Source organism: Streptomyces sp. NPDC004752, assembly GCF_053601275.1.
The window spans coordinates 1-15,749 of sequence record NZ_JBSGBN010000056.1; the positions used below are offsets into that span (position 1 = coordinate 1).

Genomic DNA, 15,749 nt, shown 5'->3' on the forward strand with positions numbered 1-15,749 from the left:
GACACCGAGGCCCGGTTCCCCCCGGGGAACCGGGCCTCGGGTCGCTCCGGGTCATGCGGCGCGCCGCACGCACGGGCCCGTGGGCCGGACCGGTGCGGCGGGCAGGCGTCGGTTGTCGGTGGGGTTTGGTAAGAATGCAAGCGTGAGCAGCGAGAACGGGCAGGGCGGCGGTGGGGCCGAACAGGCGCCGCCGGAGCAGCTCGCGCTCATTCGGGACAGCGTGCGCGGTGCGAAGGCGCCGCGGGCCAAGCCGCGGACCTGGCGGGGGGCCGCGCTGGCCAAGGAACTGCCCGTCGCGCGCGTGCTGGTCGACAAGGGCGTGCTCCATCTCGACCGGTACTTCGACTACGCCGTGCCCGCGGAACTGGACGAGCAGGCACAGCCCGGGGTGCGGGTGCGAGTGCGGTTCGGGGCCGGCCGGCACCGGGTGCGGGAGGGACGCCGGGAGGGCGGGGGCCTCATCGACGGGTTCCTTGTCGAGCGGCGGGCCGAGTCCGACTACTCCGGGCCGCTGGCCGCACTGGCCCAGGTGGTGTCCCCCGAGCCGGTGCTGAGCGAGGAGCTGCTGGGGCTCACGCGGGCGGTCGCCGACCGGTACGCGGGCAGCCTCGCCGATGTGCTGCAACTGGCCGTTCCGCCGCGCAGCGCGCGGGCCGAGCGGCGGGCCTCGCCCGCACCGCTGCCGCCGCCGGTGCCGCCCGAGCCCGGGCCATGGGTCCGGTACGAGCGGGGGGCGGCCTTCATCGAGTCGCTGGCCTCGGGGGGCTCACCGCGGGCCGTGTGGAACGCGCTGCCGGGCCCGCGGTGGAGCGAGGAACTGGCCCTGGCCGTCGCCGCCACGCTCGCCTCGGGGCGCGGCGCGCTCGTCGTCGTACCGGACGGCCGGGCCGCCGCTCGGGTCGATGCCGCGCTCACCGCGCAGCTCGGCCAGGGACGGCATGCGCTGCTCACTGCGGACGCCGGGCCCGAGAAGCGGTACGGGCAGTGGCTCGCCGTGCGCCGGGGGGCCGTACGCGCCGTCGTCGGGACGCGGGCCGCCATGTTCGCGCCGGTGCGGAACCTGGGGCTCCTTGCCATCTGGGACGACGGGGACGACAGCCACAGCGAGCCGCACGCCCCGCAGCCGCATGCCCGGGATGTCCTCCTGCTGCGCGCCGCCCTGGACAAGTGCGCTTTCCTGCTGGGGAGTTGGAGCTGCACCGTGGAGGCGGCGCAGCTGGTGGAGAGCGGCTGGGCGCGGCCCCTCGCCGCGAGCCGGGAGCAGGTGCGCGGGGCCGCCGCGCTGGTGCGGACCGTGGGGGACGGCGACCTGGCGCGGGACGAGGCCGCCCGCGCCGCCCGGTTGCCGACGCTCGCCTGGCAGGTGGTCCGGGACGGGCTGCGGCACGGGCCGGTGCTGGTGCAGGTGCCCCGGCGCGGATACGTGCCGCGCCTGGCCTGCGCGACGTGCCGGGCGCCCGCCCGGTGCCGGCACTGTTCCGGGCCGTTGGAGGCACGGGACTCGGGGGCGTTGTGCTGCGGCTGGTGCGGTCGTGAGGAGGGCGCCTGGCACTGCCCGGAGTGCGGCTCGTTCCGGCTGCGCGCGCAGGTCGTGGGGGCGCGGCGGACCGCCGAGGAACTGGGGCGGGCCTTCCCTGCGGTGCCGGTGCGGACCTCGGGGCGCGAGCAGGTGCTGGACACGGTGCCGGGGGCACCCGCGCTGGTGGTGAGCACGCCGGGGGCCGAGCCGGTCGCCGAGGGCGGCTATGCGGCGGCGCTGCTGCTCGACGGCTGGGCCATGCTCGGCCGGCCGGACCTGCGAGCCGGTGAGGACGCGCTGCGCCGCTGGCTCGGGGCCGCGGCGTTGGTACGGCCGCAGCAGGACGGGGGCACGGTGGTGGTCGTCGCCGAGCCGACGCTGCGACCGGTCCAGGCTTTGGTGCGGTGGGATCCGGTGGGACACGCGGTGCGGGAGTTGGCCGAGCGGGCCGAGCTGGGGTTCCCGCCGGTGTCCCGGATGGCGGCCGTGTCGGGCCCGGTCCAGGCCGTGGCCGGGTTCCTGGCGACGGTCGAACTCCCGCCGGACGGTGAGGTGTTGGGACCCGTACCGGTGCCGGTTGTGCCTGCCGGGAGACCACGGCGTACCGGGGGGCCGCCGCCCGGGGAGCAGTGGGAGCGGGCGCTGGTCCGGGTACCGCCCGGCAGCGGGTCCGTACTCGCGCATGCGCTGAAGACGGCCCAGGCCGCACGGATGGTACGGGGCGGCGGCGAGCCGGTACGGGTACGGATCGACCCACCGGACATCGGCTGACGGGGCCTCGCCCGGCCGGGCTGGGTCGGGCGGGCTGGGTCGGGGGGTCGGCCGGAACCCGGGCGAACGGGCGGTTCGGCGTCCGGGTGGCTGGTGATTGTGCCTTGATCGGCCGCTTGAGGTGATTGGGGGCCGGGGGCCCTGCGCGGGGAAGGGCGGGGCCGCGGGTCGAGGGCCAGGCGTGGGGAGACGGCCGGAGTGGCTGGACAGCGGTTGAACTGTCGCGGGGGTTCTGCCGCGGGTGGTCGATCGGGGCGGCCTGCTGACGGGCGTCAGCGGTGGGCGGGCCGGTCGGTGTGGTGGTCGGCGACAGGCGGTCCGGCGTCCAGGTGGAGGTGATCGGGCAATGGCGGCTGGCCGCGCTTCAGGTGATCGGGGCCGGGACCGGGGGCCAGGTGTGGGGAGGCGGCCGGGCGGTGGTTGAACCGTTGCGGGGGTTCTGCCGCGGGTGGTCGATCGGGGCGGCCTGCTGACGGGCGTCAGCGGTGGGCGGGCCGGTGCGGGCCGGTCGGTGTGGTGGTCGGGCGACGGGGGCCGACGGTGGGCCGGTTGGTGTGCGGTGGTTCGATGACGGTGGCGGGTGGTTGTGTGCTGGGTGGGCCGGGGTGCGGTGGGTCCGTTTCGGGTGGATCACTGACGGATTATCGTGCGGCCTCGTACGTCGTGCCGACGGCGAGGGCGTCGGCGTACGGCCGCCGACCGCGGGGCGCCGGGTGAGTGCGGGGCTTCGCCGGACGTGCAGTCGCCCTCCCGAGGCGTGGGCCGGGAGGGCGGGTGACTGTGGGTCAGCCGTTGCGGGGGCCCGGGAACGGCGTGGGGCGGGCCTCGTGGAGCGTGGGGCTGCCCGCGGTCGGCTGGGTCGGCATCGAGCGGGCCGCGGGGACGGTCGGCACCGTGGGCAGGCCGGTGTTCACGTTCACCGTGCTGCCCGTGGGCTCCGGCGTGCGCTCGGCCTCCGCCGCTGCCTGGGCCGCGGCGCGGCGGGCGCCGTAACGGCGGTGCACCGCCTGCTTGGTGACGCCGAGGGCCGAGCCCACCGCGTCCCACGAGAAGCCGAGCGAGCGGTCGAAGTCCACGGCGGCCGTGACCAGGGTTTCGACACTGTCCCGGAGTTCCTGGGCGAGACGGACGGTCGGGGCGGGGGCACGTCCGTAGACGACGAAGCCCGTGGAGGGGCCGGAGCGGCGCGGGCGGTAGACGTTGCCCAACTGGGCGGTGAGCGTACGCAGTGCGTCCACCTGTCGGCGGACCCGCTCGATGTCCCGCACCAACAAGTGCAGGCTGGCCCGGGCCTGGGCGTCGTGGGTTGCGTGGTCGGCCATGAACAAGCCTCTCGAACCGGCGTTGAAAGGAATCGGGCCGCGATGGCGGCCCGTTGTGGTCAACTTTTTCTTGACCAACGCGTCTGCCCGCGGCTTGGTCACGCTGTGGGGGCGTGTGGGCATATGCGTACGCCGTCGGCCGGCCCGTACACCACCCGGTCGTGGTACCGGCCCGGAAGCCGCGCCTGCGTCCGCGGGCGCCCGGCCGTGCGTGGGGCCGTCGGCATAGACTGATGCGCTGCCCGTCCACCCCCGCCCGAGAGGCCCCCACTCGCCCATGAAGCTCGTCTTCGCCGGTACCCCCGAGGTCGCCGTTCCCGCCCTGGACGCTCTCATCGCCTCCGGGCGGCACGAGGTGGCCGCCGTCGTCACGCGGCCCGACGCACCGGCCGGGCGCGGGCGCCGGCTGGTCGCGTCCCCCGTGGCCGAGCGGGCGGAGGAGACCGGGATCGAGGTGCTGAAGCCGGCGAAGCCGCGCGATCCCGAGTTCCTGCAACGGCTCAGGGAGATCGCCCCCGACTGCTGCCCCGTCGTCGCCTACGGGGCGCTGCTGCCGCGCGCGGCCCTGGACATCCCCGCCCAGGGCTGGGTCAACCTGCACTTCTCGCTGCTGCCCGCCTGGCGCGGCGCGGCGCCCGTGCAGCACGCTCTCATGGCGGGGGACGAGATCACCGGCGCCTCGACCTTCCTGATCGAGGAGGGGCTCGACTCGGGCCCCGTCTACGGGACCGTCACGGAGGAGATCCGGCCCACCGACACCAGCGGCGATCTGCTCACCCGGCTCGCCTTCGCCGGTGCCGGGCTGCTCGCCGCGACCATGGACGGCATCGAGGACGGCAGCCTGAAGGCCGTACCGCAGCCGGCGGACGGCATCACCGTCGCGCCGAAGATCACTGTCGAGGACGCCCGGGTCGACTGGCACGCCCCGGCGCTGCGCGTCGACCGGGTGGTACGCGGCTGCACCCCGGCACCGGGCGCCTGGACCACCTTCCGCGGCGAGCGGCTCAAGCTGGTCCAGGTCGCCCCCGTGCCCGAGCGCACGGACCTCGCCCCGGGGCGGCCGGCGGTCGGCAAGAACAGCGTCCATGTGGGCACCGGCTCGTACGCCGTCGAGCTGCTGTGGGTGCAGGCCCAGGGCAAGAAGCCGATGCGGGCCGCGGATTGGGCGCGCGGCGTGCGGATCGCGGACGGGGAGACGCTGGGCGGCTGACACCCCGACCGGCGCCGGCGGCGTCCCTGCGACGTACGCTGGGACGCGCACCCCTTCCACCACCGGAGCACCTTCTTCGTGAGCGAGCAGTCCCGCCGGCCCCGCAAGCCCGGCAAGCCCTACCGCCGTCCCCACAAGGACCCCGTCCGCATCCTCGCCTTCGACGCCCTGCGGGCCGTGGACGAGCGGGACGCGTACGCCAACCTCGTGCTGCCGCCGCTGCTGCGCAAGGCGCGGGAGAAGGGCGACTTCGACGCCCGGGACGCCGCACTCGCCACCGAGCTGGTGTACGGGACGCTGCGCCGCCAGGGCACGTATGACGCGATCGTCGCGGCCTGTGTCGACCGGCCGCTGCGCGAGGTCGACCCGCCGGTCCTCGACGTGCTCAGCCTCGGCGTGCACCAGCTCCTCGGTACCCGGATCCCGACGCACGCCGCCGTGTCCGCCTCCGTCGAGCTGGCCCGGGTCGTCCTCGGCGACGGGCGGGCCAAGTTCGTCAACGCGGTGCTGCGGAAGGTCACGCAGGACGACCTCGACGGCTGGCTGGCCAAGGTGGCACCGCCCTACGACGAGGACCCCGAGGACCATCTCGCGGTCGTGCACTCGCACCCCCGCTGGGTCGTCTCCGCGCTGTGGGACTCGCTGGGCGGCGGGCGGGCCGGGATCGAGGATCTGCTGGAGGCCGACAACGAACGCCCCGAGGTGACCCTCGTCGCCCGGCCGGGTCGGGCCGACACCCGGGAGCTGCTCCGCGAGGACGCCGCCGTGCCGGGACGCTGGTCGCCGTACGCGGTGCGGCTCACCGAGGGCGGGGAGCCCGGCGCCATCGACGCGGTGCGGGAGGGCCGGGCCGGTGTGCAGGACGAGGGCAGCCAACTGGTCGCCCTCGCCCTGGCCGGCGCCCCCCTGGACGGGCCGGACGAGAAGTGGCTCGACGGGTGCGCCGGGCCGGGCGGCAAGGCCGCGCTGCTCGCGGCGCTGGCCGCCGAACGCGGGGCCGTTCTGCTCGCCGCCGAGAAGCAGCCGCACCGCGCCGGTCTGGTGGCCAGGGCGCTGCACGGCAATCCGGGGCCGTACCAGGTCGTCGCCGCCGATGGCACCCGGCCGCCGTGGCGGCCCGGCACCTTCGACCGGGTGCTGGTGGACGTGCCGTGCACCGGTCTCGGCGCCCTGCGCAGGCGGCCCGAGGCCCGTTGGCGGCGACGCCCGGAGGACCTGGAGGGCTTCGCGCCGCTGCAGCGGGCCCTGCTGCGCACCGCGCTGGACTCGGTGCGGGTCGGCGGCGTCGTCGGCTACGCCACCTGCTCGCCGCACCTTGCCGAGACCCGCGCAGTCGTCGATGACGTGCGCAAGCAGCGCCCGCACACCGAACTCGTCGACGCCCGCCCGCTGCTGCCGGGGGTGCCCGCGCTCGGCGAGGGCCCCGACATCCAGCTGTGGCCGCATCTGCACGGCACCGACGCGATGTACCTGGCGCTGATCCGCCGAACCGCCTGACCCGGCCTCGCGATGGCCGAGCGGACGGGCCGCCGTGGCCTCCCGGCGGCCGGGGCGCACCGGCCGGACCTTCCGGCGGTCGGGCCGCACCGGCCGGACCTCACGGCTGTCGGCATCGGGCCGCGCGGCGTCCGGGGCTCTGCGGCCGGGTGGGCCGACGCACCCCCCTGACTCTCGGGCCGAGTTGCCCGGAGCCTCGGAGCCTCGGAGCCCTGGAGCCCCGGAGCCCGGGCGGGATCGGGGCACTCGGCCCCGGAGCGCTCGCCGAGCCGTCCGCGGTGTCGGCGTCATCGCCGCACGCGCCGCCCGACTCCATCGCCCCGATGCTCGGAGCACCGGTCGAACTGGGCGGCGACGCGCCGCGCGCGGTCCAGGGCGTCACGCCACGACCCGGCGCCCGGATGTCGGTGCCGGGCCCCGGGCCCCGGGCCATCGGACCGCTGATGGCCGTGGCCATGCGCCCCCGTGCCGCCGGTGCTGAGGTGCAGCTGACGGGCCGCACCGCGTGGCTCCTTGGCCGTCGAACCGTGGCCCCTTGGCCGTCGCACCGGATCCGCCGCCGCCAGCGGACTCCCGGCGGGAGCGATGCGGGGCGGACGTGGCAGGCTTGGGGCATGGCCGTGCAGATCAACCCCAGCATCCTGTCCGCCGACTTCGCCCGCCTCGCGGACGAGGCGAAGGCGGTCGAGGGGGCCGACTGGCTCCACGTCGACGTCATGGACAACCACTTCGTCCCGAACCTCACGCTCGGCGTGCCGGTCGTGGAGTCCCTGGCCCGGGCCACGGACACACCGCTCGACTGCCATCTGATGATCGAGGACGCCGATCGCTGGGCCCCTCAGTACGTCGAGGCGGGCGCCTCCTCGGTCACCTTCCATGTCGAGGCGGCCGCCGCGCCCGTGCGGCTCGCCCGCGAGATCCGCGCCAAGGGCGCCCGCGCCTCCATGGCGCTCAAGCCCGCGACGCCCATCGAGCCGTACGAGGACCTGCTCCCCGAACTCGACATGCTGCTGATCATGACCGTCGAGCCGGGCTTCGGCGGCCAGGCGTTCCTCGACATCATGCTCCCGAAGATCCGCCGCACCCGTGAGCTGATCGCCAAGCATGGCCTCGAACTGTGGCTCCAGGTGGACGGGGGCGTGTCGGCGTCCACGATCGAACGGTGCGCGGACGCGGGAGCCGATGTCTTCGTCGCCGGTTCGGCCGTCTACGGGGCGCAGGACCCGGCAGCGGCGGTGCACGCACTGCGCACCCAGGCGCAGACGGCCACCGCGAAGGCGTCCTGGGCATGCGACCACTGAGCCACAGGTACGTGAACGGCGGCCGTCCGGGCTGATCAACCCCGCCGGATCTGCAAGGATGAACGGCGAATGCAGAATGTGCACAGCAGTGAGGAGAGCGCCGTGTCGGGTATGACGGCGGGCCGCATGCGGATGGGACCCGCTGAGCTGGTGCAGGCGGCGGCCATGGCCCGCCGCTTCTACCTTGAGGGCAAGTCCAAGATCCAGATCGCGGAGGAGTTCGGCGTCAGCCGCTTCAAGGTGGCCCGGGTCCTGGAGACGGCCCTGGAACGGGATCTCGTGCGCATCGAGATCCGTGTGCCGGCCGAGTTGGACGCCCAGCGCTCCGACGCGCTCCGCGCCCGCTACGGTCTCAGGCACGCCGTCGTGGTCGAGTCCCCGGCCGAGGCCGAGGAGACCCCGGATCCGGAGAACCTCGGCGAGGTCGCGGCCGACCTGCTCGGCGAGCTGGTCAACGAGGGGGACGTCCTGGGTCTGGCCTGGGGCCGGTCCACCATCCACATGGCCGCCGCCCTCGACCGGCTGCCGCCGTGCACGGTGGTCCAGCTGACGGGCGTGTACGACGCCGGGACCGCCGAACGCGGCTCGGTCGAGGCCGTCCGCCGCGCCGCCCAGGTGTCCGGCGGCGACGCGCACCCCATCTACGCGCCGATGCTGCTGCCGGACGCGGCCACCGCGGCGGCGCTGCGCAACCAGACAGGGATCGCCCGGGCCTTCGAGTACTTCGACAAGGTCACGGTCGCCTGTGTCTCGATCGGCTCCTGGGAGCCGGGCATCTCGACGGTGCACGACATGCTCAGCGACGAGGAGCGCGGGCACTACGCCTCGCTCGGGGTCGCCGCCGAGATGTCCGCGCACCTCTTCGACGCGGAGGGCCGCCGGGTCGGGCGGGACCTGGGGGAGCGGTGCATCACGGTCAAGGCCGACCAGCTCCGCCGGGTCCCCGAGGTCGTCGCGATCGCGGGCGGACAGCGCAAGGCGGCGGCGATCGACGCGGTGCTGCGCTCCGGCCTCGTCACCAGCCTGGTGACGGACACCTCGGCCGCGGACTACCTGATGGCCGCGGGCCCCACACCGCGGCCCGCCCTGAACCGGGCGGACCCCGACGGACCCTGACCGGCCCCGGCAGCGGACCGATGCGGGGACGGCCGTGACAGCATCGACGCATGCTGCCGCGGTTCGTCCCCCGTGCGCTTTCGGCGCTCCTGCTCTGCCTCGCCGTCCTGGTCGCGGGCTGCTCCTCGGCCCGCACCGGGGCCGCGGACGCCTCAGCGCCGCCCTGGGCGGCCGGCCTGCCCACCGTCGCGGAGTCCCGGCTGCCGGCCGAGGCCCGGCAGACCCTTGCCCTCATCGACCGCGGCGGCCCCTTCCCCTACGCCAGGGACGGCGTCGTCTTCGGCAACTTCGAGGGACGGCTGCCCCGGCACGCGCGCGGCTACTACCACGAGTACACCGTGCGGACCCCGGGGGCGCACGACCGCGGCGCCCGGCGCATTGTCACGGGACAGCGCGGAGAGGTCTACTACACCGGTGATCACTACGAATCGTTCCGGGCGGTGCTGAGATGACGACTCCGTACGTCGTGTCGCTCGACCTCGGTGGCGTCGTCGACAAGGCCGGCCTGATGGACCGGTGCGCGCATGCGCTGGGCCTGCCCGACTGGTTCGGCCGCAACTGGGACGCCCTCGCCGACAGCCTCGCCGACCCGTCCGTGTGGCCGCCGCCGACGGCGGGCCGTGCGCTGTTCGTCGTCGTCACCGGCTGGCGGGAGTACGCCCGGGAACGGCCCGAGGAGTGGACGGTCGCCCAGGAGGTGTTCACCGAGGCGTCCGAGCGTGAACCGCGGCTGACCGTCGCCCTCGCCCTGGGCTGACGCCGGTCCGGTCCCGGCCGCCGGCACCGGCGCCCCGCCCGTCTCCGACGGGTCCTCCGAATCCGCCGCCGAGTGGAAAGTGCCTCTGGTTTCGAACCTTTGCTCGTGGGCAGTGGAACACGGGCAGGGCGACCAGTCGTACGGCGTGGAAGCCACGCTATTTGCATGGACTTTCGCAGGAAACGTCTCTTTTAAGACAGTGGCGATGGCTGAATTTTGTCATGATCATGACTTATCCAGTTACGCCGTCGACTTCGGCAGGAATGAGGGTTCCAGTGAAATTGGCTCTGATTTCAGGGGATGGGCTCCCGGTGAGCGGCCTGCTCACGATCTTCAGGAACGTGGTTGAGGCAGAACTTCCGAACGATACTCTGGAAATTCCGGTCGTCGCGGACCTCGGTTTCTCCTGGCGTCCTGACAAGAAGAACTTTTTCCCTCGGGGATGTGAGGACGGCGGGTATCCCGAATGGATGTCCGTCAGTACTGCCGTTCCCCTGGGCTTGGCAAGGGATGAACTTGAACACGCGCTCGCCACGATACGCAGTGCCGTGGCCCGCGCGGACAGCCTGGACGACAGCGAAACCGCGGATCTCTGGCGCCTCGTGGAGTCGATCGCCAAGCCCTACGAGGACTACTTCACCGAGTGGTTCGAGGAGCATGACGTCGACTGGGTCTGCGCCGTCAACATGACGCTCTCCGACGCCGTTCCGGTGACGCTGGCTCTGCACAGGGCGGCGGCGCGGCGGTGGCCGGCCGGTGCCTCGGGCGGCGTGCTCTTCTGGGACCACGATCTCTTCGCCAGCTATTCGGTCTTCGAAGAGGGTGCCCGCGTCTACCCGCCAGGCCCGAATCAGTTCACCCCGCTTCCTGGATCCGGCCCTCGCCACCGATGGGCGGTCGTGTCACCGGGGCTGGCGTCGGAAGCCGCCAAGTATCCGACCGAGCTCAGTGCCACGACAGTGCCGAACGTGCTTCCGACGTTGGGATCCTGGGAGCTGGAAAGAAGGCATGAAGCCTTCCGTGAACAACGCGGCCTGTCCTCGAACAGACCGCTGTTACTCGTTCCCGTGCGCGTCTTTCAGGTAAAAGGCGTCGAGATATCCGTCCGGGTGTTCGCGGAGATCAAGAGGATCTGCGAGACGCGGAGTCTGCCCGTTCCGCATCTGCTCGTCTTCGGCAGCCTGGACGAGGATCCACCGTATGCGGAGAAGGTGGTTGCTGTCGCTCGGCACATGAACGTGCAGGACGATGTCGTCTTTCTGGACGGGGTACCTCTGTCGAGTCATCGCGATGCCGGGCTCCGATGGCACCTCGACGAGGTCGATCTGCTGCGGCTGTGCCGGGCCGGTGGGGGAGCCGTGCTCTTCACCCCGAACACGGCTGATGTCGAGAGTGTAGGTCTCGGGCCCGCCCTCGCGGCCATTTCGGAAGTCCCTTGTGCCGTCACCGACTACGCGTGCTTCGAGGACATCTACGGAGCCCGGAGCGGCTGTGTCAGGATCACGGACGCCGAGGAGTTGGCAATCCCGGCCGAAGGTCTGGTGGATCTGATGGTTCGTAATGCCGAGGGTGATCCTCTGGTGCGGGAGATTCTGCGGCGGGACAAGGAACAGGTCCTGCGCTCATTCGATCCAGATCCATGGAGGCAGCTTCTGAGGGAGATCGCCCATACCGTAGCGCCGCATTGAAGTCCACTGTGAGCCGTCAAAAGGGTCCAAGGCGGAACTCGACGTGTTCTGCGTACAACTCGAAGATTCCTCGGCGAATCGATGCCACAGGCAGCGGCATCGCGCCGATGCCGAAAGCACGGCAAACAGCTCACACGGTGCGGGCGTACAGGCCGACATGGACTCTCCACGGCTCTTCGACGGAAGGTTACGACATGCCGCAGAAAGCACCTCGGGACTCGGATCTGATCCGGACCTGGGACGAATTGCCCGACCATGCGGACGTGCTCATCGTCGGCGGGGGTCTCGCGGGTCTGGAACTGGCGAAACACCTTGAACTTGCCGACGCGGACGATGTGCTGGTCGCCGAGGCCGGTGCGCACAGCGATCTCCGGCATGTGTATGCCGCGAACGACGCCGCCTCGGCCGACCGCATGTGGACCGATGAAACGGCCGACGAATACTTCGTCCGGTTGTGGGATTCGGCTACCGCACCTCATTTCTCCCAGGGGTCCGGGATCCGCCGCCGGCTCGGGGGGCGCTCCCTGTACTGGCACGGTGTGCTGCTGCCGGTGGAGGACTGGGCGCTGACCGATGCCGCCTGGCCCAAGACAGTGGTGAAGGACCTCACGCACTCGTGGCAGAGCGGCCCTTCGCTCTACGACCGTGTGCGATCGGATCTGAAGGATTGGAGCGAGCGAGCGAAGCGGCCTGCTCCGGTTGCAGAGAGCGTGAACATCGGACGCTTCCAGCTTGTCGAACCGCCACGGGCAGTCCGCCAGGCAGGCGTCGGAGCAGCACGCTGGGAGGCGTACTCTCCTCTGTCGCACTGGCTGGAAGCGGACGCCGCGAAGGAGAGCGCGGAAACGGCGCGTACCGGTTTTGTTCGTATCGCCCCGGACGTGGAAACCGTAGCCGTGCTGGTGTCCGGGGGCACGGCACGAGGTGTTGCCGTGCGGCACCGGGTCAGCGGTGAACAGAAAAGGATCACCGCACGGAAAGTGGTGCTTGCCGCGGGGACCGTGGAGAGCACGCGCATAGCCGTTCAGGCACTTCACCAGGCCGGAAAACTGCCACAGAGTCGCCTGACCGGGCTTGTCGACCACATCGTGCAGGGGTTCAACGTCACCCTCCAAGCCGACAGCGTGCCGCAGTGGCTGCTCCACCGAGCCCAGAAAGGTGTCTTTGCCTTCATGCCGAGAAGTGGACCGTCGCGCTCCAACCTGTTCGTCCAACTCGATGCCACCGCAGAGGGAGATGTACGGCTGGAGGCATGGGTCACGGGCGAACAGATCCGCTCCGCTCAAGGCGTGGTTTCCTGCACCCCCGGCGACGCGTGGCCCTGGCCCGTGACCATTTCGACCGGGCTGGACGCGGAGGACGCCCTGACTGTTGAAGCTCAGCGGGGCGAACTCCAGCAGTTCTGGTCCGAATGGTGTTCCGAATTCGGTCTGAAGCCTGCCCCGTTGGAGTTCGAATCCAGCTTCCTCAACCCCGGCCGGACGCTGGGGTCGGTACGTGATGCGCTGAGGAACGCGCACAGTGGTGTGCCCCAGGACCGGCCGGTGACGTGGTCGAGCCCGCTGGGGAGTGAGGAACACGAAGGCGGGACGCTCGCGATCGGTGATGTGCTCGACGAGAGGCAGGAGTTCATCGGACTGCCCGGCCTCTTCGCGGTGGGTCCCGCCATCTTCCCGCGGCAGGGATCCGCCAACCCGTCACTGACGACTCTGGCCCTGTCCAGGCGGCTGGCCGCGATCCTCGCGGAATGAATGTTCATGAACGTTCCTTTTTCCAGGTGCTGAAGTTTTCAAGAATCAGGCGGGGGGAGCGGTGAGTTCTTCAGGGCATGCGGATCCGCAGCGGACGATGCGAAAGGATCCGGACGGACGGTTGCGGGTGGGCGTCGTACACGCAGCGTTCGAGGGCATACAGGTCTTCGTCGGCGGAGTCGGGACCGCGATACGCGGGCAGGTGGTCGCCCTGCCGAGGGTGCAGCAGGAACTCCGCCGCCACGACATTGAAATCGTCCCGCATTTCATCGAGATCGCCTATCTGCCGGCACATCCGCACTACGACGAGGAAGCGTTCGCGCACTACCGGGAACTCATCAGGAGCGCCGGGGGAACGTTCTCCGTCGTTCCCAGCGGAACCACCGGACTGGCGGCCGACTCGATCTGGGGAGACGCGGGACTCGGAGAGTCGAGGAACTGGCAGATCGCGTCGGCGGCACTGGCAGGCCGGTTGATCGACCTCGCCGCCCGGTGCGATCTCCTGGTCGCCTACTGTCATGAACCCGTGTTCGCCTTCGCTCCTCTCCATGCCTCACTCCAGAGTGAGGCCGCCGGAGTCGATCTCACCGCGGTCTATGTGTCCCATGCGACCGCCTACGCGCATGAGATGCCCCTGCCGAATCCCGATCGGCTGATGGCGGAGTCACTGCCGGTGCACTGGGCGAAGGTCACTCCCCGAGTGCGGCTCGGTGCCATCAGCAGGCATATGACCGACCATCTCATCCGGGACTACGGCGCGAACGCGGAAACCTTCGTGCCCACCGGAAACGGAGTGGACATCAGTGATCGCTGGTACCGGCAGCGCTCGCGTACCGAGATCTCCAGGATGCTCGCTCGGCACGGCGTCCCGGTCGACCAGGACTTGCTCGTGACATTCGGGCGCGGCGTACCGTACAAGCGTCATGACATGCTGATCCGGGCTTGCGCCGAACTCCGCAGCGCGGCCCATCCCGTTGTCATGAGCGATCCGGAAATGCCTGAACTCCGAGAGCTCGCGGGACGTCTGCACGTCGACGCCACCCTGATCACCTCCTTCGATCGTGAACTGATGGCGGCTCTGCTGCAATGGGAGAGAACCAGGGTCCTCGCCCTGTCGGCGCAGAACGAGCCGTGGGGCATGATCCCTATGGAATCCCGGCTTCTGACCAGGGATACCGGAGCCATACTGGTTGCGGCGGATTCCGGCGGTTTCTCCGAGCAGATCGACGACGGTGTCGACGGATTTCTGCACGTTCCGAACGATCCGTCGGACCTTGCTCGGGTAATTGACAGAGTGCTGGAGTTGCCCGAGATCGAACAGAAGTCGATACGGCGCCACGGTGCTGAACGTGTGCTGAAAAAGGAGTCCTGGCCCATAAAGATCGTTGAATCCTTGAGGGCAGTTGTTCCCGAGATCAACACCGTGGCGGATGCCGTACTGGACGGGCTCCAGGCGGGCTGAATCGAGTCGATCGGATGACTGTCCTGGCCTCACCATGGGACCCGTCGGCCTGGCTACCCCGCGGCGTTGATGAGGCCCACCGCCGTGCGACCGGCTTCCAGCGCTCCTGGTACCCCGCGGGCCTCCGACTCAAGAGCGACTTCGACGAACTTGATCACATGTTCGTCGCCGTTGCGTACCGCCGTCTCCGACAGCTCCGACCGGGTGAGTTCACCCTCGGGGCCGGGTTCAGGCTCGGGCATGGTTCGTGTGGGACGAAAGACCGTGCAGATGGCGGCCGAAGCGGCCCACGCGTGGTTGAGGGTCCCCTGCCACTGGTCTTTCGGCAGTTCGGGGAGGACCAGTCCGGCGGCGCGTGGCGCGGTGGCGGCATGAACGAGCATCACAGGGTTGCCGGACGCCCAGGTCCGGTAGCGGACCACCGCTGCGTCCGTCAACGCACGCAACGCGTCCGGAACTTGCTCCACCGATGGGGGCGCGACCGCGGCGGGCCAGGACACCTCCTGACCGAGTCGCCAGAGCCTTGTACGGATGCCGCCCAAGGCGCCCAGGAGCGGAAGCCCGTCCATCGCCTCTTCCCACCGCGAGGCTCCGCCGAGCGGCCCGTGACACGGCACCGTCTGCCATCTCGCCGCCCAATAGCCGAGGGCGTGGGCGAGTTCGTCGAGCCGGGGCCGGGTGACCTCTTCGCGCAGGGAACGGACCGCATGTCCGGTGCGGATCATTCCATGGGTGGCGGACGCCACGGCGCCGGGTACCAGGCGCGGCCACCAGCGTACGAGCACCTCCCGCCAGGGCTCCTCGCGCATCGCCTGCTCGAAGAGCGCGATCCAGTCTCCCAGCCGGGACGGATCCCCCAGATACTCGCGCCAGTCCGACGGGTTGATGCGCCATCGCTCACCGGGACGCGCCTCAAGCCTGCGCGCATAGCCGTCGAGCCAGGAAGAGACGCGATCCCCGTGCCCGAGGCGCGCCATCGCGTCGACGGCCATCGGGCCATGGTTGGACAACCAGCCCTCGAATTCCGGTCCTGTCGCATGGAGCCGGTCGTAAGCGTCGTCCAGGATTCCGAAGTCAGGCATGGTCGGCGGGGCGCTCCTTCAGCTCGTACACATTCCCTCCGGCGATCAGTCGTGCGGCTCCCCTCCACAAGCGGTGTAACCGAGCCGTGGCTACGGGCCGAGCGGGATCTGTGGTGTCCCAGACGAGAAGGGCGCCGTCGTACGAGCAACTGGCCAGTCGGCATGTCTCGCGGCCAGCGGCCCTGTCAAGAGCACAGTAATGAGCAGCAGTTGACCTCGGTCGGCTGCCTCCTGAGCCTTATCCGGGGGCCTGGAAAGTAAACACCGGCTCGT

At 71.1% G+C, this 15,749-nt stretch carries 13 protein-coding genes; 10 read left to right on the plus strand and 3 right to left on the minus strand.

What is annotated here, in order from left to right; translation table 11 throughout:
• Positions 1-142: 142 nt before the first annotated feature.
• Entirely contained in the window at positions 143-2,290 is a 2,148-nt protein-coding gene (locus ACWEKM_RS23230; RefSeq protein WP_451623108.1) for a primosomal protein N', read from the plus strand.
• 785 nt (positions 2,291-3,075) lie between these two features.
• On the opposite strand, the gene ACWEKM_RS23235 is transcribed toward ACWEKM_RS23230, so the two are convergent.
• Positions 3,076-3,612: a hypothetical protein gene (locus tag ACWEKM_RS23235; protein ID WP_451623109.1), complete on the minus strand. Its 537-nt coding sequence runs from the start codon at positions 3,610-3,612 to the stop codon at positions 3,076-3,078.
• A 277-nt stretch (positions 3,613-3,889) separates the two neighbouring features.
• Here ACWEKM_RS23235 and fmt point away from each other — a divergent pair, with 277 nt between their 5' ends.
• The 8 genes from fmt (at position 3,890) to ACWEKM_RS23275 (ending at position 12,932) form a co-directional block, all read left to right on the plus strand.
• Positions 3,890-4,822 (plus strand): methionyl-tRNA formyltransferase, encoded by a 933-nt coding sequence (gene fmt / locus ACWEKM_RS23240; protein WP_451623110.1) that lies wholly within the window; start codon positions 3,890-3,892, stop codon positions 4,820-4,822.
• A 78-nt stretch (positions 4,823-4,900) separates the two neighbouring features.
• Positions 4,901-6,319 carry an RsmB/NOP family class I SAM-dependent RNA methyltransferase gene (locus ACWEKM_RS23245; RefSeq protein WP_451623111.1) on the plus strand — a complete coding sequence of 473 codons (1,419 nt, stop codon included), beginning with the start codon at positions 4,901-4,903 and terminating at the stop codon, positions 6,317-6,319.
• Positions 6,320-6,933: 614 nt separating this feature from the next.
• A complete protein-coding gene (rpe, locus tag ACWEKM_RS23250; RefSeq protein WP_451623112.1) occupies positions 6,934-7,620 on the plus strand; it encodes a ribulose-phosphate 3-epimerase in 687 nt (228 codons plus the stop codon).
• Between the two features lie 78 nt (positions 7,621-7,698).
• Positions 7,699-8,736 (plus strand): sugar-binding transcriptional regulator, encoded by a 1,038-nt coding sequence (locus ACWEKM_RS23255; RefSeq protein WP_451623155.1) that lies wholly within the window; start codon positions 7,699-7,701, stop codon positions 8,734-8,736.
• A 50-nt stretch (positions 8,737-8,786) separates the two neighbouring features.
• A complete protein-coding gene (locus ACWEKM_RS23260) occupies positions 8,787-9,188 on the plus strand; it encodes a ribonuclease domain-containing protein (protein ID WP_451623113.1) in 402 nt (133 codons plus the stop codon).
• Entirely contained in the window at positions 9,185-9,493 is a 309-nt protein-coding gene (locus ACWEKM_RS23265; protein WP_451623114.1) for a barstar family protein, read from the plus strand. The genes ACWEKM_RS23260 and ACWEKM_RS23265 overlap by 4 nt, the downstream gene beginning before the upstream one ends.
• Positions 9,494-9,804: 311 nt before the next feature.
• Entirely contained in the window at positions 9,805-11,181 is a 1,377-nt protein-coding gene (locus tag ACWEKM_RS23270; protein ID WP_451623115.1) for a hypothetical protein, read from the plus strand.
• 194 nt (positions 11,182-11,375) lie between these two features.
• A complete protein-coding gene (locus ACWEKM_RS23275) occupies positions 11,376-12,932 on the plus strand; it encodes a GMC oxidoreductase (RefSeq protein WP_451623116.1) in 1,557 nt (518 codons plus the stop codon).
• A 70-nt stretch (positions 12,933-13,002) separates the two neighbouring features.
• On the opposite strand, the gene ACWEKM_RS23280 is transcribed toward ACWEKM_RS23275, so the two are convergent.
• Entirely contained in the window at positions 13,003-13,176 is a 174-nt protein-coding gene (locus tag ACWEKM_RS23280; RefSeq protein WP_451623117.1) for a hypothetical protein, read from the minus strand.
• Between ACWEKM_RS23280 and ACWEKM_RS23285 the strand changes: the two genes are divergently transcribed.
• The gene (locus ACWEKM_RS23285; RefSeq protein WP_451623118.1) at positions 13,153-14,394 is read left to right on the plus strand and encodes a glycosyltransferase family 4 protein; all 1,242 of its coding nucleotides are present in this window, start codon (positions 13,153-13,155) and stop codon (positions 14,392-14,394) included. The two genes, ACWEKM_RS23280 and ACWEKM_RS23285, sit on opposite strands and share 24 nt — an antisense overlap.
• Positions 14,395-14,447: 53 nt before the next feature.
• Here the strand turns inward: ACWEKM_RS23285 and ACWEKM_RS23290 are convergent, their stop codons facing one another.
• Entirely contained in the window at positions 14,448-15,476 is a 1,029-nt protein-coding gene (locus ACWEKM_RS23290; RefSeq protein WP_451623119.1) for a questin oxidase family protein, read from the minus strand.
• Positions 15,477-15,749: the final 273 nt, after the last annotated feature.